The organism is Modestobacter sp. VKM Ac-2982, from assembly GCF_026967935.1.
Lineage (GTDB): Bacteria > Actinomycetota > Actinomycetes > Mycobacteriales > Geodermatophilaceae > Modestobacter.
Genome location: NZ_JAPVBL010000004.1, coordinates 219,047 through 239,840 on the forward strand (window position 1 = coordinate 219,047; position 20,794 = coordinate 239,840).

Annotated in this window: 17 protein-coding genes; 5 read left to right on the plus strand and 12 right to left on the minus strand. The window is 75.1% G+C overall.

All coding sequences use genetic code 11. The features are described from left to right. Window positions 1–34: 34 nt before the first annotated feature. Both pruA and O2W20_RS15500 read right to left on the minus strand, forming a co-directional pair. On the minus strand, window positions 35–1,660 hold the full coding sequence (gene pruA / locus O2W20_RS15495) for an L-glutamate gamma-semialdehyde dehydrogenase (protein ID WP_269171286.1): 1,626 nt from the start codon (window positions 1,658–1,660) through the stop codon (window positions 35–37). A 49-nt stretch (window positions 1,661–1,709) separates the two neighbouring features. After that, complete coding sequence (locus O2W20_RS15500) at window positions 1,710–2,642, minus strand: proline dehydrogenase family protein (protein ID WP_269171285.1); 933 nt, start codon at window positions 2,640–2,642, stop codon at window positions 1,710–1,712. A gap of 153 nt (window positions 2,643–2,795) precedes the next feature. On the opposite strand from O2W20_RS15500, the gene O2W20_RS15505 reads away from it, so the two are divergent. Genes O2W20_RS15505 through O2W20_RS15515 form a run of 3 tightly spaced genes read left to right on the plus strand, consistent with a single transcriptional unit; the run spans window position 2,796 to window position 6,542 of the window. Then, window positions 2,796–3,974 (plus strand): PucR family transcriptional regulator, encoded by a 1,179-nt coding sequence (locus O2W20_RS15505; RefSeq protein ID WP_269171284.1) that lies wholly within the window; start codon window positions 2,796–2,798, stop codon window positions 3,972–3,974. Between the two features lie 55 nt (window positions 3,975–4,029). Further along, window positions 4,030–4,158 (plus strand): hypothetical protein, encoded by a 129-nt coding sequence (locus O2W20_RS15510; RefSeq protein ID WP_269171283.1) that lies wholly within the window; start codon window positions 4,030–4,032, stop codon window positions 4,156–4,158. Beyond that, entirely contained in the window at window positions 4,155–6,542 is a 2,388-nt protein-coding gene (locus O2W20_RS15515) for a SpoIIE family protein phosphatase (protein WP_269171282.1), read from the plus strand. The genes O2W20_RS15510 and O2W20_RS15515 overlap by 4 nt, the downstream gene beginning before the upstream one ends. A 9-nt stretch (window positions 6,543–6,551) precedes the next feature. Here O2W20_RS15515 and O2W20_RS15520 read toward each other — a convergent pair whose 3' ends face one another. The 6 genes from O2W20_RS15520 to O2W20_RS15545 all read right to left on the minus strand — a co-directional run bounded on the left by O2W20_RS15520 (window position 6,552) and on the right by O2W20_RS15545 (window position 11,574). Next, window positions 6,552–6,815 (minus strand): hypothetical protein, encoded by a 264-nt coding sequence (locus O2W20_RS15520; protein WP_269171281.1) that lies wholly within the window; start codon window positions 6,813–6,815, stop codon window positions 6,552–6,554. Between the two features lie 47 nt (window positions 6,816–6,862). Further along, window positions 6,863–7,495 (minus strand): class F sortase, encoded by a 633-nt coding sequence (locus O2W20_RS15525; protein WP_269171280.1) that lies wholly within the window; start codon window positions 7,493–7,495, stop codon window positions 6,863–6,865. Beyond that, window positions 7,492–8,472, minus strand: a complete 981-nt coding sequence (locus O2W20_RS15530) for an ice-binding family protein (RefSeq protein WP_269171279.1) — start codon at window positions 8,470–8,472, stop codon at window positions 7,492–7,494. Before O2W20_RS15530 ends, O2W20_RS15525 begins: the two co-directional genes overlap by 4 nt. Before the next feature lie 176 nt (window positions 8,473–8,648). Continuing rightward, the gene (locus O2W20_RS15535) at window positions 8,649–9,698 is read right to left on the minus strand and encodes an NAD(P)-binding domain-containing protein (RefSeq protein WP_269171278.1); all 1,050 of its coding nucleotides are present in this window, start codon (window positions 9,696–9,698) and stop codon (window positions 8,649–8,651) included. Window positions 9,699–9,832: 134 nt separating this feature from the next. Beyond that, complete coding sequence (locus tag O2W20_RS15540; RefSeq protein ID WP_269171277.1) at window positions 9,833–10,597, minus strand: class I SAM-dependent methyltransferase; 765 nt, start codon at window positions 10,595–10,597, stop codon at window positions 9,833–9,835. After that, window positions 10,594–11,574 (minus strand): methylenetetrahydrofolate reductase, encoded by a 981-nt coding sequence (locus tag O2W20_RS15545; RefSeq protein ID WP_331254118.1) that lies wholly within the window; start codon window positions 11,572–11,574, stop codon window positions 10,594–10,596. Before O2W20_RS15545 ends, O2W20_RS15540 begins: the two co-directional genes overlap by 4 nt. Window positions 11,575–11,765: 191 nt before the next feature. Between O2W20_RS15545 and O2W20_RS15550 the strand changes: the two genes are divergently transcribed. Beyond that, window positions 11,766–12,773, plus strand: a complete 1,008-nt coding sequence (locus tag O2W20_RS15550; RefSeq protein ID WP_269171275.1) for an ATP-binding protein — start codon at window positions 11,766–11,768, stop codon at window positions 12,771–12,773. Between the two features lie 15 nt (window positions 12,774–12,788). Here the strand turns inward: O2W20_RS15550 and idi are convergent, their stop codons facing one another. Beyond that, entirely contained in the window at window positions 12,789–13,337 is a 549-nt protein-coding gene (gene idi, locus O2W20_RS15555; protein WP_269171274.1) for an isopentenyl-diphosphate Delta-isomerase, read from the minus strand. A 152-nt stretch (window positions 13,338–13,489) separates the two neighbouring features. On the opposite strand from idi, the gene O2W20_RS15560 reads away from it, so the two are divergent. Continuing rightward, on the plus strand, window positions 13,490–16,084 hold the full coding sequence (locus O2W20_RS15560; protein WP_269171273.1) for an EAL domain-containing protein: 2,595 nt from the start codon (window positions 13,490–13,492) through the stop codon (window positions 16,082–16,084). A gap of 39 nt (window positions 16,085–16,123) precedes the next feature. Here O2W20_RS15560 and O2W20_RS15565 read toward each other — a convergent pair whose 3' ends face one another. The 3 genes from O2W20_RS15565 to O2W20_RS15575 all read right to left on the minus strand — a co-directional run bounded on the left by O2W20_RS15565 (window position 16,124) and on the right by O2W20_RS15575 (window position 20,793). Then, window positions 16,124–16,510 carry a DUF2267 domain-containing protein gene (locus O2W20_RS15565; RefSeq protein ID WP_269171272.1) on the minus strand — a complete coding sequence of 129 codons (387 nt, stop codon included), beginning with the start codon at window positions 16,508–16,510 and terminating at the stop codon, window positions 16,124–16,126. 63 nt (window positions 16,511–16,573) lie between these two features. Then, the gene (locus O2W20_RS15570; RefSeq protein WP_269171271.1) at window positions 16,574–17,704 is read right to left on the minus strand and encodes an enolase C-terminal domain-like protein; all 1,131 of its coding nucleotides are present in this window, start codon (window positions 17,702–17,704) and stop codon (window positions 16,574–16,576) included. After that, on the minus strand, window positions 17,704–20,793 hold the full coding sequence (locus O2W20_RS15575) for an FAD-binding and (Fe-S)-binding domain-containing protein (RefSeq protein ID WP_269171270.1): 3,090 nt from the start codon (window positions 20,791–20,793) through the stop codon (window positions 17,704–17,706). The genes O2W20_RS15570 and O2W20_RS15575 overlap by 1 nt, the downstream gene beginning before the upstream one ends. Window position 20,794 lies beyond the last annotated feature (1 nt).

A 20,794-nucleotide genomic window follows, 5' to 3' on the forward strand; every position in this document is an offset into this window, starting at 1 on the left:
TGCGGGCAGCCACTCGCCGATGATCAACGGGTGACTACCCCATGTGCGGGTAGCGGTGGTCGGTCGCGGGGACGAACGTCTCCTTCATCGCGCGGGTGCTGGTCCAGCGCTGCAGGTTCTGCTTCGCCCCCGCCTTGTCGTTCGTGCCCGAGCCGCGGCCGCCACCGAAGGGCTGCTGGCCGACGACGGCGCCGGTCGGCTTGTCGTTGACGTAGAAGTTGCCGGCCGCGTGCCGGAGGAACCGGCGCGCGTGGTCGATCGCCGTCCGGTCCTGGGCGATGACGGCGCCGGTCAGCGCGTAGGGCGCCGCCGACTCCATCTGGGTCAGCACCCGGTCGTAGTCGGCGTCGTCGTACACGTGCACCGCCAGCACCGGGCCGAAGTACTCGGTGGTGAACACCTCGTGCCCGGGGTCGGTGCCCTCGATGACCGTGGGCCGGACGAAGAAGCCCTCGCTGTCGTCGGCGGTGCCGCCGGCGACGACGGTGAGCGCGTCGTCGTCCTTCGCCGACTCGAGCACCTTCGACAGCTTGGTGAAGGACTTGCGGTCGATGACCGCGCCCATGAAGTTCGAGAAGTCGGTGACGTCGCCCATCGGGAGCTCCTCGACGGTGCCGATCAGGTCGTCGCGGATCTGGCCCCAGAGGCTGCGCGGCACGTAGGCCCGCGAGGCCGCCGAGCACTTCTGCCCCTGGTACTCGAACGAGCCGCGGATCATCGCGGTGCGCAGCACGTCGGGGTCGGCGGAGGGGTGCGCGACGATGAAGTCCTTGCCGCCGGTCTCCCCCACCAGCCGCGGGTAGCCGCGGTAGCCGGCGATGTTCTCCCCCACGGTGCGCCACAGGTGCTGGAACACCGGGGTCGAGCCGGTGAAGTGGATGCCGGCCAGGTCGCGGTCGGCGAGCACGACGTCGGAGACGGCGACCCCGTCGCCCGGCAGCATGTTGATCACGCCCGGCGGCAGACCGGCGGCCTCGAGCAGGCGCATGAGGAAGTGCGCGGCGAACTGCTGGGTGGGGGCGGGCTTCCAGATGACCGTGTTGCCCATCAGGGCGGGCGCGGTGGGCAGGTTGCCGGCGATGGCGGTGAAGTTGAACGGCGTGACCGCGTAGACGAAGCCCTCCAGCGGGCGGTGGTCGACGCGGTTCCACACCCCGGGACCGGACACCGGCTGCTCGGCGAGGATCTCCCGGGCGAAGTGCACGTTGTAGCGCCAGAAGTCGATGAGCTCGCAGGCGGAGTCGATCTCGGCCTGGTAGGCGGTCTTGCTCTGCCCGAGCATCGTCGCGGCGTTGAGCGTCTGCCGCCACGGCCCGGCCAGCAGGTCGGCGGCCCGGAGGAAGACCGCGGCCCGGTCGTCGAAGGACAGCTCCGACCAGCCGGGTGCGGCGTCCTTGGCGCAGCGCACCGCCTCCTGGGCGTCGGCGGCGGTGGCGGCGGCCGAGGTGCCGAGCACCTGGGCGTGCCGGTGCGGGGCGACGACGTCGAACGCGGCTCCCCCGGCCATCCGCTGGGTCCCGCCGAGGGTGGCGGTCAGCTCGACCGGCGAGGCGGCGAGCTCGGTGAGCCGCTGCTGCAGCGCGGCCCGCTCGGGGGATCCGGGGGCGTAGTCGCGCACCGGCTCGTTGTGCGGCGCGGGGACCTGGGTGACGGCGTCCATGGGGTGCTCCTCAGGAGAGGGGCCAAAATCGCGACTTTGGCCCTCGGGGTCAGGACTTGGTGGCGAGTGAGCGGAGGAAGAACTGGAGGTTGGCCGGGCGCTCGGCCAACCGGCGCATGAAGTAGCCGTACCAGTCGGCGCCGTAGGGCACGTAGGCCCGGACGGTGTGCCCCTCGGCGGCCAACCGGATCTGCTCGTCGGGGCGGATCCCGTAGAGCATCTGGAACTCGTAGCTGTCGGTGCTGCGGCCGGTCTCGGCGACCAGGTCCAGCAGCTGCTGGACGAACCGCGGGTCGTGCGTGCCCGCCATCGGGTACCCGGGCCCGCGGACCAGCGTCTCCAGGCAGCGGCCGTAGGCGGCGTCGACGGCGGCCCTGTCCTGGTGGGCGACCGACGCGGGCTCGTGGTAGGCGCCCTTGACCAGCCGCACCCGCGACCCGGGGACGGCGAGGGCGCGGGCGTCGTCCTCGGTGCGGCGCAGCATTGCCTGGAGCACCGCACCGGTGCCGGGGTGGTCGCGGCGCAGCTCGGCCAGGACGCCGAGGGTGGAGTCGACGGTGTGCGACTCCTCCATGTCCAGGGTGACGGTGGTGCCCAGGGAGGTCGCCAGCTCCACCACCGGGCGCACCAGCTCCAGCGCCAGGTCGTCGCCGCCGACGGGGAGCGCCTGGCCGAACGCGGACAGCTTCACCGAGACCTCGGCCGCCCGGCCCAGGTCCAGTGGCGCCAGGGCCTCGAGCGCGGCGAGGTAGGCGTCCCGGGTGCGCTGGGCCTCGCTGCGGTCGGTCACGTCCTCGCCCAGGTGGTCCAGGGTGACCGCGAGGCCGTCCGCGGCCAGCGACTGCACGACCTCGATCGCCTCGGGCAGGGTCTCCCCGGCGACGAAGCGCTCGACCACCCGGCGGGTGACGGGCGTGCCGGTGACCACCTTGCGCAGCCCCGGGCGGCGGGCGGCGGCGAGGAGTGCCTTCTGGGTGAGCACGGGGGCCTCCGCTGGGGTGGGGTGGTGGTGTCTCGCGTGGCGGTGCGGTGCTCCGAACGCTAGGGACGGCGACCCGCTGCGCACCATCGACAGATGTCCGGACTCGCCGGGACACCCTCGTACGATCGTCTGAGACGGCGAGAGGAACTCCCGGTGCGTGACGACCTGCAGGACCTGGTGGACGAGGTCTCCCGGCTGCTCGCCGCCCCGGCGACGCTGGAGGACCGCGACTTCACGATGCTCGCGTTCTGCGCGCACGGCGAGCCGGAGGGCGGGGACCCCGGCACCACGATGGACGCCGTCCGCGCGCGCTCCATCCTGGGCCGGGGATCGACGCCGGAGGTGCGCCGCCGGTTCGAGGAGTTCGGCATCGCCGACGCCACCGACCCGCTGCGGGTGCCGGCCGACCCGGCGGCCGGCATCCTCACCCGGCTGTGCCTGCCGGTCCGCGCCAGCGGGCGGCTGCAGGGCTACCTCTGGTTGCTCGACGGGGGCCGCACCGACGTCGGCGACCCGGCGGCCCCCGGCCTGGCCGAGGCGGTGGCGCTGGCCGCCGAGGCGGGCCGGCTGCTCGCGGAGGGCCGGCCCGGCACCGCAGACCTGTCCGCCGCGCTGCGCGCCGTGCTCACCGGTGCCGCGCCCGGGCGGGCGGTGCGGGAGCTGACCGACGCACTGGGGGGCGACCGGACGACGGTGACGCTGGTGGCCTTGCGCCCGGCCGCCGGCGGCCTGCCCACCGGCTGGACGCCGCCCGGCGCCGGCGCGGTCACCGCCGTGCTCCCCGCAGGCGCCGACGCCGTCGCGGTGGCCGTGCTGCTGCCCCTGTCCCGGGACGCCGACACCCGGCCGGCCGGGGCGCTGAGCGCAGCCGCCCTCGCCAAGCTCCCGGCGGGCAGCACGGCCGGCCTCGCCGCCCCCCGGCGCGGCTGCCAGGAGCTCCCCGCACAGTGGCACGAGGCGCGGACCGCGGCCCGGGTCGCCGCCGTCGACCCCCGGCTGGCCCCGGCGGCGTCCTGGTCCGAGCTCGGCGCGTGGCGGCAGGTGGCCGCACTGCCCGGTCCGGACACCTCGCTGGCGCGGCTGCTCACCGACCCGGTGCTCACCGGCACCGCCGAGGTGTGGCTGGACTGCGCCGGCAGCCCGCAGCGGGCGGCGGCACAGCTGTGCATCCACCGGCAGACGCTCTACTACCGGCTCGGCCGGATCGCCGAGCTCACCGGGCTGGACCTCGCCGACGGGGCCGACCGGCTGCTGTTGCACCTGGGCGTCCGTGCGGCGCGGCTCTCGTCGGCCGACCCGTTCCGGAACCCCCCGGACGCGCCGGTGACCTAAGCTCGGCTGACTCATGAACTCTGCACGAGCGTCTGCCCGGGCCGGGAGCGACGCCATGACCGACGGGGACCGGGTGGCCGAGAACGCCGACGTGTTCCGTCGCCCGCCCTCCGGGACCGCCGGTCACCACCCCGTCGAAGCGCGGCGGGCCTCCACTCCGGCGATGAACGGGGCCACTGCGTGACGGACCAACTGCAGGCGGGCCCCTGGCTGGCGCCCGGCGAGCCGGTCGATCTCAGCAACTGCGAGCGCGAGCCGATCCACGTGCCCGGCAGCATCCAGCCGCGGGGCGTGCTGCTGGCGGTCAGCGAGCCGGACATGGTGGTCCGCCAGGTGTCCCGCAACCTCGCCGACGTCGTCGGCACGGCCTGGGACGACGCGCTGGGCCGCCCGCTCGCCGACGTGATCGGGGTGGGTCCGGCGGGGGCGATCGCCCGGTCGGCCAGCGCCTTCGGCGACCTGCGCGAGCGCAACCCGGTCGAGCTGGTGCTGGACTGCGCCGGCACGCCGTGCCCGGTCGACGCGATCCTGCACCGGGCGATCCACAGTCCCGACGGCAGCACGCTCCCCAGCCCGGCGGCCGCCTCGTCGGTCGACGGTCAGGTCGTGACCTCCTCGGCCAGCACGCTGGTCGTCGAGCTCGAGCCCGCCTACGGGCCGCGGCCGTTCTCCTTCCCGAACACCTACCAGGCGGTGCGCGGGACGATCGCTGACCTCAACCGGGCCGGTTCGCTGCAAGAGCTCTACGACATCACCGCCGAGGCGGTGCGGGCGCTCACCGGCTTCGACCGGGTGATGGTCTACCGCTACGACGCCGACTACAACGGTGAGGTCGTCGCCGAGGCGAAGCTGCCCGAGCTCAACTCCTTCCTCGGGCTGCACTACCCGGCCTCGGACGTCCCCGCCCAGGCCCGGGCGCTGTACGAGAAGAACTGGGTCCGGCTGATCTCCGACGTCGCCTACACGCCGTCGCCGCTGGAGCCGGTCGACCTGCCGTCGACCGGCCGGCCCCTGGACCTCACCTACTCCACGCTGCGCAGCGTCTCGCCCATCCACTGCGAGTACCTGCAGAACATGGGCGTCCGGTCCTCGATGTCGATCTCGCTGCTCCGCGGGGAGAAGCTCTGGGGCCTCATCGCCTGCCACCACTACACCGGCCCGCACGCCCCGCCGTACGCCACCCGCGCGGCAGCGGAGTTCCTCGGCTCCACGCTGTCGCTGCGACTGGTCGACCGCACCGAGGACGAGGAGCACCGCCGGGCGCTGCGGGTCCGGTCGACGATGGCGTGGCTGACCACCGCAGCGCTGGACGAGGACCGGCCGCTGTCGGAGACGGTGCTCGGCCGCCCGGGCCTGCTCGACGTCGTCCCGGCCTCCTCGGTCGTGGTGAGCCTGCAGGGGCACACCGGCGGCGCCGGCGTCCCGCTGCCCCCGGAGGTGGCCGGCGCGCTGGCGCGCTGGGCCGGGCAGCAGTCCGGCGACGTCGTGAGCACCGACCGGTTGCCGCTGGTCGCACCCCAGCTCGACGTCCCCGCGGAGCTGGCCTGCGGCGTGCTGGCGCTGCCGCTGCCCGAGGGGCAGTACGTGATCTGGACCCGCAGCGAGCAGGTGCACTCGGTCGACTGGGGCGGCGACCCGCACAACAAGGCGATCGCCGAGCGGGAGGGCGACTCCATCCGGCTCTCCCCGCGCAAGTCCTTCGACCGGTGGCGGGAGACGGTGCGCGACCGCTCGGAGGCGTGGAGCCCGGCGGAGCTGGCCGAGGCCGGCGAGCTGCGCAACAACCTGCTGGAGGCGCTCTACGCCCGCTCCCGGCGGGTGGCCCGCACCGCCCTGACCCTGCAGCGCAGCCTGCTGTCCGCGCCGCCGGAGCGCGACGACCTGGACTTCGCGGTGCGCTACGTGCCGGCGGCGCGGGAGGCCCAGGTCGGCGGCGACTGGTACGACGTCTTCCAGCAGCCCGACGGCGCGACCATGCTGGTCATCGGGGACGTCGTCGGGCACGACACGGAGGCCGCGGCCTGCATGGGGCAGCTGCGCGGGCTCCTGCGCGGCATCTCCTACGACAGCGACGACAGCCCCGCCGGGGTGCTCCAGCGGCTGGACCGGGCCATGGCCGGTCTCGAGCTGAAGACGATGGCGTCGGTGCTCGTCGCCCGCCTGGAGCAGACGGCGGAGGAGCGCCGGCGCGGGGTCACCCGGCTGCGCTGGGCCAACGCCGGTCACCTGCCGCCGGTGGTCGCCGGCCCGGACGGGCAGGTCGAGGTCCTGGACGGCGCGCGTGCCGACCTGCTGCTGGGCGTCGACGCCACGGCCGCGCGTCGCGACCACGTGCTGACCATCCCCCGCGGGTCGACCGTGCTGCTCTACACCGACGGGCTGGTCGAGCGGCGCGACCAGCTCTTCGACATCGGGGTGGAACGGCTCCGGGAGGAGTTCGGTCGGGTCTGGCAGGAGCCGGTCGACGAGCTGGCCGACCAGTTGCTGGCCCGGATGCTGCCCGACCGCGCGGAGGACGACGTCGCGCTGGTCACCGTGCGGCTCAAGCCGCAGGACCAGCCCGCCTGAGACCGGGCGTCAGCGGTCGGTGAACTCCGGGGTCAGCCCGTCCGGCGGGCCGCCGGTGCCGGGGAGGGGCGCATCGTCGGCGACGGCGGCGGCGACCTCGGGGCCGTCCTCCACGGCGGGCTCGGCCTCGCCGTCGGCCGGCTGCTGGAGGGCGGCGAGCTGCTGCTGCTCCTCCGGCGTCAGGGGCGCCCGGCTCTGCTCCCCGGGCTCGCCCTCGTCGTTGCCGGTGGCCATGCCGGAGTCCGGCAGGGCCGGGTCTGGGGTCGCGCTCATGCCCTGCTCCTACCTGGTCCGGGCACCCGGCAACCGTCCGGCACGGGTCAGGCCGGCAGCACCAGGTCGGCGAAGACGACGGTGTTGTCCAGGTAGCTGTGCGCGGCGGGGTCGAACTCGCCGCTACAGGTGATGAGGCGCAGCCCTGCGTGGTCCAGGTCCGCGTAGACGGCAGCGGTCGGGAACTCGTCCTTCGGGTACTGCCCGACCTCGGTGACCCGGAACAGCGCGGTGCTGCCGTCCTCCCGCTGCACGGCGATCTCGTCACCGACCACCATGTCGCCCAGCTCGGCGAAGACCCCCGGGGAGCCCGCCCAGTCGACGTGCCCGGCGATGACGGCCGGCCCACGCTCACCCGGGGTGGGCGCGTCGGTGAACCAGCCGGCCGGGAAGCCGGACGGCGGCACCTCGAGCGTGCCGTCGGGCTGCAGCCCCAGGTCCATCAGCTCCGAGTCGACGCCGATGGCCGGGATCTGCACCCGGACCGGCGGGGACGCCGCCAGCACGGCGGGCGGGGCGGCGGCCGGCGCGACGGTGTCCGGTGCCACCGTGCTCGTCGGTGCCGGCGCGGCGCCCGGCGCGGAGTCGGCACAGCCACTGGTGGTGACCGCCAGGACGGTCAGGACGACGGCGAGCAGGGCCCGGGTCGGCCAGGAGTGGCGCCGTCCGGGAGCCGTCACCGGGTCGGCCGCGCCAGCGGGACGTCTGCGGTGCTGCCGTCACCCGTGTCGACCGAGCCGACCGGGACGCGACCGACCTGGCCGTAGGTCGTCTCGTCCTCGGCCCCGGTCGTGTCGGGGGCCGCGGTGGGGGACGCCGTCGTCGTCGGGGGTGTCGTCGTGGGCGGTGCCGTCGTCGGCGGCGGCGTCGAGGGCGGTGTCGCGCAGGCCGGCCGGATGATCGTGTTGCTGTCCAGGCTCACCGAGCCGCTGGAGAGCACCGAGCCCTCCAGCGTCGCGCCGGTGTTCATCGTGGTGTCCGTCAGCGTCAGGACGACGCCGCGGAAGACCGAGTTCACACCCAGCGTGGTCGAGCTGCCGACCTGCCAGAACACGTTGCACGCGGTCGCGCCGTTGATGAGGCTGACCGACGTGCCCGGCTGGGTGATGAGCGTGGAACCCGCCTGGAAGAGGAAGACGGCGTTGGGGTCACCCTGACCGTCCAGGACCAGCGGTGTGGGTCCGGCGATGCTGAGCGCCGACGGCGAGGTGTAGATGCCGGGGGTGAGCGTCTGTCCGGCGAGATCGGCCGAGATGGTGTCCCCGGGCCCCTGGCCCGCGGCCGACACCAGGGCGTTGGTCAGCGCGGCGTTCGCACTGGCGGTGACGCTGTCGTTGCCGTGGTTGGTGCCGGTGAGCGTGATCGAGGTGGTGCCGACCATCGAGGGGTCGGACGCGCCGATGTCCCCGGCGATCACGGTGGGACCGGTGTTCGTGAACGACGATCCGGACAGCGCGGCGAACGGCTCGGCGGTGCCCAGCGGCACGGCGGTCGCTGCGGGCGCCGCCTGAGCGCTGCCGGCGGTGGCCAGGACGAGGGCCGAGGCGGCCACCACCGCGACGCCGCAGAGGGTGGTGCGGCGGGCCCCGGCCGATCGGAGCCGGGCCCGACGTGTCCGGCGGGTGGGGCTGGGGAACGTGCTGGGGACCGACGCCACGTCGGCGCTCCTGTCTCCGACCCGAGTCGGGCTAGCAGTGCGCTGAAGACGTCATCGACATGGATGCCGGTGCTCGAGGTGCCCTCGGCCCCGACATTACCCAACCGTAGTCGTGGAATGACTCCCTGTAGTCCCAATGGGTGACGGATCAGTGGGCTCGCTTCGGCAAGAACTGTTCAGGCCGCGACGTCGTCCCGCAGCGCCCGGAGCAGTTCCCGCGCGGCGCGCGGGCCGGCCCGGTTGGCCCCGATCGTGCTCGCCGAGGGCCCGTAGCCCACCAGGTGCAGCCGCGGTTCGCCGACCACGCGGGTGCCGTCCATCGCGATGCCCCCGCCGGGCGTCCGCAGGCGCAGCGGCGCCAGGTGCTCCAGCGCCGGCCGGAACCCGGTCGCCCACAGGACGACGTCCGCCGGCACGAACCGGGCCGGGTCGCCGTCCCAGACCACGCCGTCGGCGGTGAGCCGGTCGAACAGCGGCAGCCGGTCCAGCACACCCCGGGCCCGGGCAGCGAGCACCGCCGGGGTCTCGACCAGCCCGGTCACACCGACCACGCTGCCCGGGGGCAGACCGGCGCGCACCCGTTCCTCGACCAGCGCCACCGCGGCCCGGCCGGCGTCCTCGTCGAACCCACCGGTGCGCCAGACCGGTTCACGCCGGGTGACCCAGGTGGTGCTGCTGACCGCACTGATCTCGATCAGCTGCTGCACGGCGGACGTCCCGCCGCCGACGACGACCACGTGCCGGCCACGGAACTCCTCGGCGTCGCGGTACTCGGCGGCGTGCAGCTGCCGGCCGCCGAAGAGCTCCCGGCCGGGGTAGGTGGGCCAGAACGGCCGGGTCCAGGTGCCGGTGGCGTTGACCAGCCCCCGCGCCGTCCACTCCCCCACGCTGGTGTCCAGGGCGAAGCCGCCGGGGGTGCGCCGGACGGAACGGACGCCGACCGGCCGGTGCACCGGCAGGGCGAAGCGCCGCTCATAGTCGGCGAAGTAGTCGGCGACCACCTGGCTGGCCGGTGCCGACGGGTCGGCGTCGGGCAGCGCCAGGCCGGGCAGCGGGTGGATCCGGTGGGCGGCGTCCAGCCGCAGCGACGGCCAGCGGTGCTGCCAGGCGCCGCCCGACCCGCCGTCCCCGTCCAGGACGGCGAAGTCCGCTCCGGCCCGGCGCAGCGCGTACGCCGCCGACAGCCCGGCCTGCCCGGCCCCGATCACCACGACGTCGCTGTGCACGCCCCCTGCAACACCACGCCCACCCCGCCTGTGCCCAGCAGTGATCAGGTCCCCTGATCACCAGGTGTCCCCCTGCACGAATGTTGGTGCAGGGGGACCGTTGTGGATCAGGGCACCTGATCACTGCTGCCGGGTCAGTGGCGGACGGCGGTGAGCAGCCGGGGGCGCAGTGCCCCCGAACCCAGCAGTCGGCCCACCCGGCGGGACTGCTCCTGCGCCTGCGCCCACGCCGGGTCCTCCCCGTGCCGGCGCTGGACCTCGGCGTCGACCGCATCGGCCCGCTGCTGCCACTCCGGTGGGCTGTCGGCGAGGTCGGCGTCGGCGCGTCCGGTGACCGAGAAGCCGGCCTGGCCCAGGAGCGCGTCCGCCTCCGCCGGGCTCGGGAAGCTGTTGCCCTCGGGCAGGGGCGGCGGCAGCGGCGCCTCGGCCACGAACACCAGCAACCCGAGTCGGCCGCCGGGCGCCAGCACCCGGGCCAGCTCGGCGAGCATCGCCGGCTTCTCCTCCGTGGTGCACAGCACGCCGAGGGTCCAGGCGGCGTCGAAGGAGTCATCGGCGAACGGCAGCGCCTGCGACAGGGCCACCACCGAGGGCAGTCCGAACAGCGTGCGGCTGGCGTGCACCGCCTCGGCCATCGGCTCGGCGCAGACCGCCTGCACGCCCCGGTCGGCGGCCAGCCAGCCGGCCGGGCCGCCGACCCCGGCACCGGCGTCCAGCACCCGGTCCTCGGGGCGGAGGGCCAGCGAGTCGGCCAGCCAGCGCAGCGCTCCCTCGCTGCCACTGCCCCGGCAACCAGCCGGCACGGCGTGCTCCGGGCCGAGGGCCCGCACGGCCTCCTCGGTCCAGCCGGCCACCGTGCCGAACTCCGACTCCATCGCCTCGCTGGCGATCTCGCTCACGTGCCCTCCCGGATCCTGGCGGCCACCTCGGCCTTGACTGCGGCGGCAGCGGCCGGCCCACCGGCCGATGCGAGCCCGGACAGGTTGACCCCGACCACGCCCGGCACGGCGAGCAGGACGCGGGCCTCTCGGACCGCGGCCTCGATGCCGGCGGCCACCGGGTCGGGTGCGGCGAGGACCCGCTCGACCGCCGCGTCGTCGAGGTGCAGGCCGGGGAAGGCCTGCAGCACGCGCGCCGACCGCTCGTCGGTGTAGACGGCGACCGACGCGACGAACGGCAGGGTCGCCCCGGCCGCCCGCGCGGCCGCGGTGAAGGCGGCGAGCCGCGCCGGGCCGGCCACGTGGTTGAGCACGCACAGCCGGGCTCCGGCGCGCTCCTTGCCGGCCACCCGCTGCGGGCGCAGCGGCACGGGCGGCGCGTCCGGCGACTCGGGCACCGCCGCGGTAAGCCCGGCTGCGGCGGCCAGTGCGGCGAGCCGGGTCCCGTCGAGGTCGAACACGGAGCTGACGCCGGGCCGCACGCCCGGGCCGCGGCCGTCGCCGGTCACGCACAGCACCCCGTCGACCCCCACCGCGGCGAGGCCGGCCAGCTCCTGCTCCAGCACGACCCGGTTGCGGTCCCGGCAGGCCAGCGTCGTCCACGGCCGGCCCCCGGCGGCCAGCACCTCCTGCGCCATCAGCGTGGGCGGCAGGTCGGGCCGGTTCTGGTGCTCCCCGATGAGCAGGCCGTCGCTGACCGGGGCCAGCGCGGCCACGACCGCCCGCACCGACGCCGGGTCGAACGGGCGCACCGTCAGGTCGGTGAGGACCACCGGCCCGGTCCGCGCCCGCTCCAGCAACCCACCCGGGGACGGCAGCGGGGCCGGCGGGGTCGGTTCGGTCCAGCGCGGCAGCGGTGGCTCGAGGAAGACGCACGGGTACGCCGCCAGCTCGCAGCTCCCGTCGTCCCGCACCCCACCGCAGGGCCCGAAGACCATCCGCTTGGGACAGCCGGGCCGTTCCTCGGTGGGGCCCGTCTGCTCCGCTGCCCCCACTCCTGGTCGCTGACCCGGCGCGCACCGGCCCAAACCCCGAGCCGCCGCTGGTGTCGGGCCGGGCACCGATGTGTCCCGATCACGCTCCTCGGGCACTGGCGGAGAGTCGGAGAAGACGACGAGGAGGTGGTCCCGTGACGCAGCGCAACGAGGAGCACCAGACGCCCCAGCACCAGCGGGTCGAGCAGCAGGGGGTCCAGCAGCAGGGGTACCGGCACGTCGGGCACGTGCTCCGGCCGGGCCAGGACCTGACCGGGGTGGTCGGCCCGGTGCTCCGGGAGGCGCTGTCCGCCGGGGAGCCGGTGGTGGTGGCCTGCCCCGAGGCCGTGGCCAACGCCCTGGTGGACGCCCTGCGCGGGGCTGGTGACGTGCACGTCGCGCCGACCCAGCGGATCGACGACCGGCCGCCGACCGTGCTCGCGGCGATCGCCGGACTGGTCGACGAACGGGCGCCGGGCGCCGGGCGCCGGCTGCACCTGGTGACCGGGCCGGGCGGTCCGGACGCCGATCCGGCGGTGTGGGTGCAGACGGAGGCGCTGCTGAACCACGTGCTCGCCGAACGGCCGGTCGACCACGTGTGCCTGCTCAGCCCGACGGCCGAGGGCGGTCCGGACGTCGACGCCGTCGCTGCGGCCACCCACCCCTGGTTGCTGACCGAGGACGGCGTCGTCCGCAGCCCGGCCTTCCGGTCACCCGACGAGCTGCTCCGCGAGGTCCAGCGGGCCACGGTCCCCGACCCGCTGGAGGAGACCGAGCCGACGCTGGCCATGGTCGACCTCGACGACATGCGGGCGCTGCGCCGGGCGCTGCACGAGGTGCTGGCCGACAGCGCACTGTCCCCGGACGCGGCACAGGACTTCGTGCTCGCCATCGACGAGATCACCGCCAACGCCTCCGAGCACGGCGTCCCCCCGGTGGACGTGCGGCTGTGGTGCACCCCGGAACGACTGCTGTGCGCGGTCACCGACCGGGGCACAGCCTTCGACGACCCACTGGTGGGCTACGGCCCGGCGCACGGGGACATGGCGGTCGGCGGGATGGGCCTGTGGCTGGCCCGCCGTTCGGTCGACAGCCTGACCGCGACGCCGGCCGACGAGTCCGGCGACGGCTGCACCGTGCGCCTGGTCGTCAACGCGTGCTGAAGCACCGCGTCCTGGTCACCCGGCGGCGGGGACGAGGCCGGCGGCCTCGATGAGCCGGGCCTGCTCCCGGCACCAGGGCGACCACGCGTCGTACTGCTGGGTCTCCTGCCGGGCGCGGAAGGTGGCCCAGTCGACCACCTCCCACTCCCCCACCTCGGTGGGTTCGGGCGCCGGCGTGCCGGCGAACCGGCCGAGGTAGACCGGGCAGATCTCGTTCTCCACGACGCCCCGGAACTCGGCCCGGTAGCGGTAGGAGGGCAGCGCCGGGACCAGGTCCGTGACGTCGACCCCGAGCTCGTACCGGGCGCGCCGGGCGATCGCCTGCAGGTCACCCTCCCCCGGCCCCGGGTGCCCGCAGACGGTGTTGGTCCACATCCCGGGGAAGGTGGCCTTCTCCTGTGCACGCCGGGTGACCAGGAGCCGACCGTCGTCGGCGAAGAGGTAGGCGGAGAACGCACGGTGCAGGGGCGTCTCGCCGGTGTGCACGAGCGGCTTGGGCATGGTGCCGATCTCCGCCCCTTCCTCGTCGACCAGCACGATCAGCTCTGCCGTCGGGGATGCCACCACGTCTCCATCGTCCCCGACGGGCAGGCATTCCGCGCGCACGGCCCCCGATCGGCACCGCCTCGGACGGGTGAGGGGGCATCGTCACGCTGCGCAATCGTTTGCACACTGGCCGCGTCACCACGGCAGGCGACCCGAGAGGACCAGCACGGATGAGCAGCCCCACGGCATCGATCGCCGCCCTTCACGATGTCGCCCTCCCCGACGCGGCCCTCCCCGACGCGGCCCTCCGGGTCGCGCTCTCCGCGGACCTGGGCCGCGTCGACGCCGGCGGCACCCTCCGCGAGCTCGCGCAGCCCGTCCTCCGGGTGCCGGACGGCGCCACCATGTCCTCGGTCGACGCGCTCTTCCGCCGCGATGCCGCCCTCCGCTGGATCGTCGTCGACGGGCCCGGCGAACCGGTGCTGATCAGCCGCTCCTGGTTCGAGCTGTCCATGACCGGCCGGCTGGGCTACGGCCGGCTGCTGCAGCAGCGGCGCCGGGTCCGGGACGCCGCCCCGCCGGACACGCTGCGGTACCCCGCCGACTGCCCGGTCGGCCGCGCGGCCGCCGCCGTCATCCACCGGCGCGCCGCGGGCGAGGACCTGCTCGACGGCGTGCTCGTCTCCTGGCCCGACGGCCGGCTGGGCGTCGCGCCGGTGACCGCCGTGTTCGAGCAGCTCGCCCAGGAGTACGCCTACCAGGCCCTGCACGACCCGCTCACCGGGCTGCCGAACCGGCTCTTCCTGCTCGAACGGCTGCGGCAGGCGGTCTGCCCCGGCTCCTCGGCCGTGCTGTTCGTCATCGACCTGGACCGGTTCAAGGACATCAACGACCACCTCGGCCACGCGGCCGGGGACGACGTGCTGACCGAGTTCGCGCAGCGGCTGCGCACCGTCGCCCGCAGCGAGGACCTGGTGGTCCGGCTCAACGGCGATGAGTTCGCGCTGCTGACGCCGCCGCTGACCACCGCGCAGAGCACCGCGCTCGCGGAGCGGATCGTGCTCACCGCGGCAGCGCCGTTCGTCGTCTCCCCGCGGAACGCCGACCGGGACGCCGAGCAGCTGGTCAGCCTCGGTGCGAGCGTCGGGGTGGCCGGTTGCACGGCGGAGGTGTACTCGCCGGACAAGCTGCTGCACCGGGCTGACCTGGCGTTGCTCCGGGCGAAGTCGCTGGGCCGCGGCCGGGTGGCGCACTTCGGCACGGAGCTGCTGGAGGACGCCGAGACCACCGACGCCGTGCGTGCTCGGCACCGGATGGAGCGGCGGCTGCGGCTGGCGATCGAGTCGCGCTCGCTCTCGCTGCACTACCAGCCCGTCGTCACGCTGCCGTCCGGCCAGGTGACCGGGGTGGAGGCGCTGGCCCGCTGGGAGGACGACGAGCTCGGCCGGGTGGCCCCGGACCAGTTCATCCCGCTCGCCGAGCAGACCGGCCTCGTCGTCGACCTCGGGCGGTGGGTCCTGCAGACGGCCTGTCGCGAGGCCGCCGGCTGGCCGGCCGGACCCTCCGGGCTGCCCCCGACCGTGGCCGTCAACGTCTCCCCGGTCCAGCTGGCCCAGCGGGGCTTCATCGACGACGTCACGCAGGCGCTGAACGACAGCGGGCTGGCACCGGCCCGCTTGTGCCTGGAGATCACCGAGACCGCTGCGATCACCGACCTCACCGCCACCGCGGCGCGGCTCACCCAGGTGCGCGACCTCGGCGTGCGGCTGGCGCTGGACGACTTCGGCGCCGGGCACTCCGCGCTGACGCTGCTGCGTGCCCTGCCGGTGCACCTGGTCAAGATCGACCGTTCCTTCATCGAGCGGGTCGCCAGCGACACCGCGGACGCCGTGCTGGTCCGGCTGGTCATCGAGGCGGCGCACAGCCTGGGCCGTCGGGTCTGCGCCGAGGGCGTGGAGACCGCCGAGCAGGCACAGCAGCTGGTCTCGATGGGCTGCGACTCCGCGCAGGGCTGGCTGTTCGGCCGCCCGGAGCCGGCCTCATCCCGGCTCGCCGCGCTGCTCACCTCCCGCGCGCTGGCCGAGCCGCTGGCCACCGACGCCGTGCTGCCGCTGGGCGGCAACGACGAACTCGTCCTGGTGACCACGCCGGAGCGGGTCATCACCTACGCCTCGGCCAGCAGCGGGCCGATCCTCGGCTGGCTGCCCCAGGAGATGGTGGGCATGTCCGTGGGCGACTTCATGCACCCCGAGGACGGCGCCCGGGTCAGCGCGGACCCCGAACTCGCTGCCCGGTTCACCACCGGCACGGGCGTGCACCGGGTCCTGCACCGGGACGGCAGCGTCCGCTGGCTGGAGAGCGACACCCGGCGGCTGGCCGCCGACGACGGCACGGTCCGTGAGGTGCTGTCGGTGTCCCGGGACGTCACCGCCACCGTCGAGGCACGGCGGGACCTGGCCGACAGCGAACTGATGCTGCGGCACGCCTTCGACGACGCCCCGATCGGGATGACGCTGACCCGGATGGACGGCTCGCTGGTGCGGGTGAACAAGGCGTTCGCGGCGCTGCTGGGCACCACGACCGAGGCGCTCGCCGCCCGCCGCGTCCAGGATCTCGCCACTGCCGACAGCCACGCGGCGGTCGGCCGGCTGTTCACCGAGTTCGCCGGCGTCACCGAGCTCTCCACCCGCCTCCGGCACGCCGACGGCAGCGAGGTGCCCGTGCTCGTACGCGTCTCGGTGGTCCGGGACCAGGCCGGGGAGCCGACGTCGGTCTTCTCGCACGTCCTGCCCGAGCCGGCGCCAGCCCCCGTCCCCGCGGTCTGAGCCGGGGGCGGTGAGACAGGCCGCCGGCGGGCCGCCCGGTCAGTGCTGGGCGTTCTCGGTGTGCATCAGGTCGCCGTAGTCGGCGGGCAGCTGGTCCAGCACGTGCAGGTACTCCGGCCCCACCGCCTCGCGGAGGGCAGCCGTCACCGCGCGGGCGTGCTGACGTGCCTGCTCGGGCGTGCAGCCCCGCCCCTCGGCCTCGGCCACCCGGCGGTAGAACTCCGCCAGGTCGAAGCGCTCGACCGATCCGTCGGTCGGGACGGCGCCGGCCAGCTCTCCCGGCAGCTGGGCCGCCAGGTCGGCCGCCTCGGTGGACAGCCGCTGGCCCAGCACCCTGAGGGTGGCCCGGACCGCCTGCTGGGCGTGCTCGTGGTCGGGGATGCCGGCGGACTGCTGCACGGCGGAGACGAACTCGTGTTCCTGCATCGGTCGTTCCTCCTCGTTCCTCGGATGGCGCCCACGAGGTCCGCGGGCGCCGGACCGCACCGGTCAGCCGATGCGGAGGTCCTCGATGTCCTCGGTGCGCAGCGAGAGCCCCAGCCCGGGTGCGTCACCCCGGGGCCGGACGCGACCGCCGACCGGCTCGACGACGCCGTCGAAGAGCCGCCGCTCGAACCGCTCGTGGTCGTGGAACCACTCCAGGTGCCGCAGGTTCGGCGTCGCCGGCCCGAGGTGCGCGTGCAAGGTGGGCACGCAGTGCGCCGACACCTCCAGCTGGTGCCCGGCGGCCACGGCGCAGGCCCGGATCCACTCGGTCACGCCGCCGCAGCGGCTGGCGTCCACCTGCAGGCAGTCGACCGCACCGGCACCGCACAGGGCGGCGAAGTCGGGCAGCCGGGCGCCGTACTCCCCGGCGGCGACGTCGCAGTCCAGGCTCTCGCGGACCAGCTGCAGCCCGGCCAGGTCGTCGGAGGAGACCGGCTCCTCGAACCACACGACGCCGAGGTCGTCGAGCTCCCGGCCGACCCGGACCGCCTGCTTCGCGGTGTAGCCACCGTTGGCGTCGACGAGCAGGGCGACGTCGTCCCCCAGCACCTCGCGCGCCAGCCGGGTGCGGGCGAGGTCTCGGGGAACCGCCGTCCCCCACGACTCCCCGATCTTGATCTTCGCCTGGTCGTGGCCGGCGGCCAGCCAGCCGCCGAGCTGGTCGCGGGTGGCGTCGTCGTCGTAGCTGGTGAAGCCGCCGCTGGCGTAGACCGCGGCGTCCGGGCGCACCGCACCGAGCAGACCGGCGAGCGGGACGTCGAGCAGCCGCGCCTTCAGGTCCCACAGGGCGACGTCGACCGCCGAGATCGCCATCGCCACCAGACCCGGCGCGCCGGCGTTGCGGACCGCCCGTGCCATGGCGAACGCCGCGGCCGGCGGGTCGAGCACCGGGCAGCCGAGCACCACCTCGGCCAGCAGACCGCGGACCACCGCCGCGGCCGAGGCGTCGGCGTAGGTCCAGCCGACCCCGGTGCTGCCGCCGCCGGAGGCGTGCACCACGACGGCGGTGGTGGCGTCCCAGCTCAGCGTCCCGTCCGCCTCCGGGCGGTCCGTGGGCAGCCGGTAGACGGCGACCTCCACGGCGTCGACCCGCGGGTCCGACGGCGTCCCGCGATCCCCTGGTCGCGCGGGCATCAGCCGCTCACCCGGCGCAGCCCGCTGGCTGCCGCCCCCACCGCGAGGCCGGCCGCGGCGGCCAGCACCGCGCCCTGGGCGACCCTGCCCGGCGGCCGCGGCCGGTCGGCCAGCACCTGCTCGGGGAGCTCGCCCAGCCGCGCCCCCTCGACCAGGCCGGCCAGCGCCTCCGCGGAGTGCACCGCCCGCCGCCCGGTGTCGCCCTGCTCGATCTGGGTGCGACAGCTGAAGCCGTCCGCCAGCACCACCGACCGGGGATCACCCTCGCGTACGGCCGGCAGCAGGACCTGCTCGCCGCAGGCCATCGAGACCTCGTGGTGACCGGGCTCGAACCCGAAGTTCCCGGCGAGCCCGCAGCAGCCCGAGTCCAGCACGTCGGCGTCGAGCCCGGCCTTCCGCAGGAGTTCCCGATCGGCGTCGAAGCCCATGATCGAGTGCTGGTGGCAGTGGGTCTGCACCATCGCCGCCCGCTCGGCCGCCGGCGGTGCCCAGTCCGGGGCCCGCTCGGTGAGCAGCTCGGCGAGGGTGCGGGTGGTCTCGGCGAGCCGGCGCACGTCCTCGTCCTCGGGGAGCAGCTCGGGTGCGTCGGCCCGGAACACCGAGGTGCAGCTGGGCTCCAGCCCGACCACCGGCACCCCGTCCCGCACCGCGGGGCCGAGCGCCTGCGCCGTGCGCCGCAGCACCCGGGCGGCCACGCCCAGCTGGCCGGTGGAGATCCAGGTGAGCCCGCAGCAGAGCTCCTGCTCCGGCAGCCGCACCCGGAAGCCGGCGTCCTCCAGCACCGTGACCGCCGCCCGGCCGATGGCCGGGTGGAAGAACTCGGTGAAGGTGTCCGGCCACAGCAGCACCTCACCGCGCCGGCCGTCCCCGCGCGGTCCGCGCTCGCGGTACCAGTGGGTGAACCGCTCGTGCGCGAACAGCGGCAGCTCCCGCTCGGGGGTGAGCCCGCCGACGGCCTGGGCGATCCGGCGCAACCCCGGCGTCTGGGTCGCGACGTTCACGACCCGGGGCGCCAGCGCCGCGACGCGGGCTGCCAGCGGCAGCCAGCCCAGCGAGTAGTGGGTCCGCGGGCGCACCCGGCCGGCGTAGTGGTGGGACAGGAACTCCGCCTTGTAGGTCGCCATGTCGACGTCGACCGGGCAGTCGCTCTTGCAGCCCTTGCAGGCCAGGCACAGGTCCAGGGCGTCCCGGACGGCGGTGGACCGCCACCGGTCCCGGACGACGTCGCCGCGGAGCATCTCGAACAGCAGGCGGGCCCGGCCCCGGGTGGAGTGCACCTCGTCGCCGGTGACCTGGTAGCTCGGGCACATCACCGCGCCCTCGGCACCCTCGCCGAGCGTGGCCCGGCACTTGCCGACGCCCACGCAGCGGGCCGCCGCCTGCGCGAAGGAGCCGCCGTCCTCCGGGTAGCCGAACGCCACCTCCGGCTCCCACGCCGGATACTCGGTGGTGAGCCTCAGGTCCGCGTCCAGGGGGCGGGAGCGGACCACCTTGCCCGGGTTCATCCGGTTCTCCGGGTCGAACAGCTCCTTCATCCGCTCGAACGCGCCGATCAGCTCCGGGGGGAACATCTTCCCGAGCAGCTCACCCCGGACCTGCCCGTCGCCGTGCTCGCCCGACAGCGAGCCGCCGTAGCCCACGACCAGGTCCGCGGCCTCTTCCAGGAAGGCCCGGTAGCCCGCGGCGCCACCGGGGGAACCGAGTTCGAACGGGATGCGCAGGTGCACGCAGCCGTGCCCGAAGTGCCCGTACGTGGACGCGGGGGTCAGCCCGTGCCGGTCCAGCAGGTCCCGCAGCTCCGCGAGGTAGGACCCCAGGTCCTCCGGCGCGACCGCGGAGTCCTCCCAGCCGGGCCAGGTGTCGCGCCCGGTCGGCGGGTGCGCCGTGGCGCCCAGCCCGGCCTCCCGGAACGCCCAGAGGTCGGCCTGCTCCGCGGGGTCGTCCAGCACCAGGACCGACGGCGGCTCGGGCGCCGCACAGACGTCCGCGACCAGCCCGTCCATCCGCCGGCCGAGCTCGTCGGGGTCGTCGTCGGCGAGCTCCACGAGCAGCCAGCCGTCCCCCTCGGGCAGCTTCTCCAGCGCCCGCGGGTTCATCCCCTCCTCGGCCTGGTTCCGCCGCAGGACGTCGTCGACGCCCTCCAGCCGGTGCGGTCGCCAGGGCAGCACCCGGGTGACCTCCCGACCGGCGGTCACCACGTCCGGGTAGCCCAGCACGGCCAGCCGCCGGTGCCCCGGCAGCTCGGCGAGCTGCAGCTCGGCGCGCAGGACGGTCACCAGCGTCCCCTCGCTGCCGACCAGCGCCCGGGCCAGGTCGAAGCCGTTCTCCGGCAGCAGCGAGTCCAGGTTGTAGCCCGACACCCGCCGCGGGATCTGCGGGTACCCGGTCCGGATCTGGGCCAGGTGCTGGTCCCGCAGCTCGCGGAGACCCCGGTACACCTCGGCCGGGCGGCCGCCGGCCTGGACGACCCGGGCGTGCTCCTCGTCCGACGTGGGGCCCACCCACATCCGGGTGCCGTCGGCAAGGAGCACCTCCAGTCGGGAGACCTTGTCCACGGCCTTGCCGTACATCTGCGCCGACGAGCCGCAGGCGTTGTTCCCGAGCATCCCGCCGACCGTGCAGGTCCAGTGGGTGGCCGGCTGCGGCCCCCAGGTCAGGCCGTGCTCGGCCAGCCGGTCGTCGAGGTGGTCCAGCACCATGCCCGGCTCCACGACGCACGTCCGGCTGTCGACGTCCACCGACTCCAGCCGGTTGCAGTGCCGGCTCCAGTCCAGGACGACGGCGGCGTTCGTGGTCTGGCCGGACAGGCTGGTCCCGCCGCCGCGGGACAGCAGCGGGACCCCGTGCTCGCGGCAGACCGCCGCCGCCTCGACGGCGTCCTCCACCGTGCGGGGCTCGACCACACCCAGCGGCGGGATGCGGTAGTTCGACGCGTCGGTGGAGTAGGCGCCCCGGGTGCCGGCGTCGAACCGCACCTCGCCGTCGACCCGGCGGCACAGCTCCGCCTCCAGCGCGGCCACGTCCACGTCCTGCCGACCGGCCGGGCTCGGCCACACGGTGCGTGGATCGGGGAGGTCGGTGGTGGCCACG

What these genes read in the sequence shown, in the direction of transcription:
- O2W20_RS15510 (WP_269171283.1), top strand. Translation starts at nt 4,030, where the DNA reads ATGACCGACGGGGACCGGGTGGCCGAGAACGCCGACGTGTTCCGTCGC.
- O2W20_RS15560 (WP_269171273.1), top strand. Translation starts at nt 13,490, where the DNA reads ATGAGCAGCCCCACGGCATCGATCGCCGCCCTTCACGATGTCGCCCTC.
- O2W20_RS15545 (WP_331254118.1), bottom strand. Translation starts at nt 11,574, where the DNA reads ATGGTCTTCGGGCCCTGCGGTGGGGTGCGGGACGACGGGAGCTGCGAG.
- O2W20_RS15565 (WP_269171272.1), bottom strand. Translation starts at nt 16,510, where the DNA reads ATGCAGGAACACGAGTTCGTCTCCGCCGTGCAGCAGTCCGCCGGCATC.
- O2W20_RS15570 (WP_269171271.1), bottom strand. Translation starts at nt 17,704, where the DNA reads ATGCCCGCGCGACCAGGGGATCGCGGGACGCCGTCGGACCCGCGGGTC.
- pruA (WP_269171286.1), bottom strand. Translation starts at nt 1,660, where the DNA reads ATGGACGCCGTCACCCAGGTCCCCGCGCCGCACAACGAGCCGGTGCGC.
- O2W20_RS15520 (WP_269171281.1), bottom strand. Translation starts at nt 6,815, where the DNA reads ATGAGCGCGACCCCAGACCCGGCCCTGCCGGACTCCGGCATGGCCACC.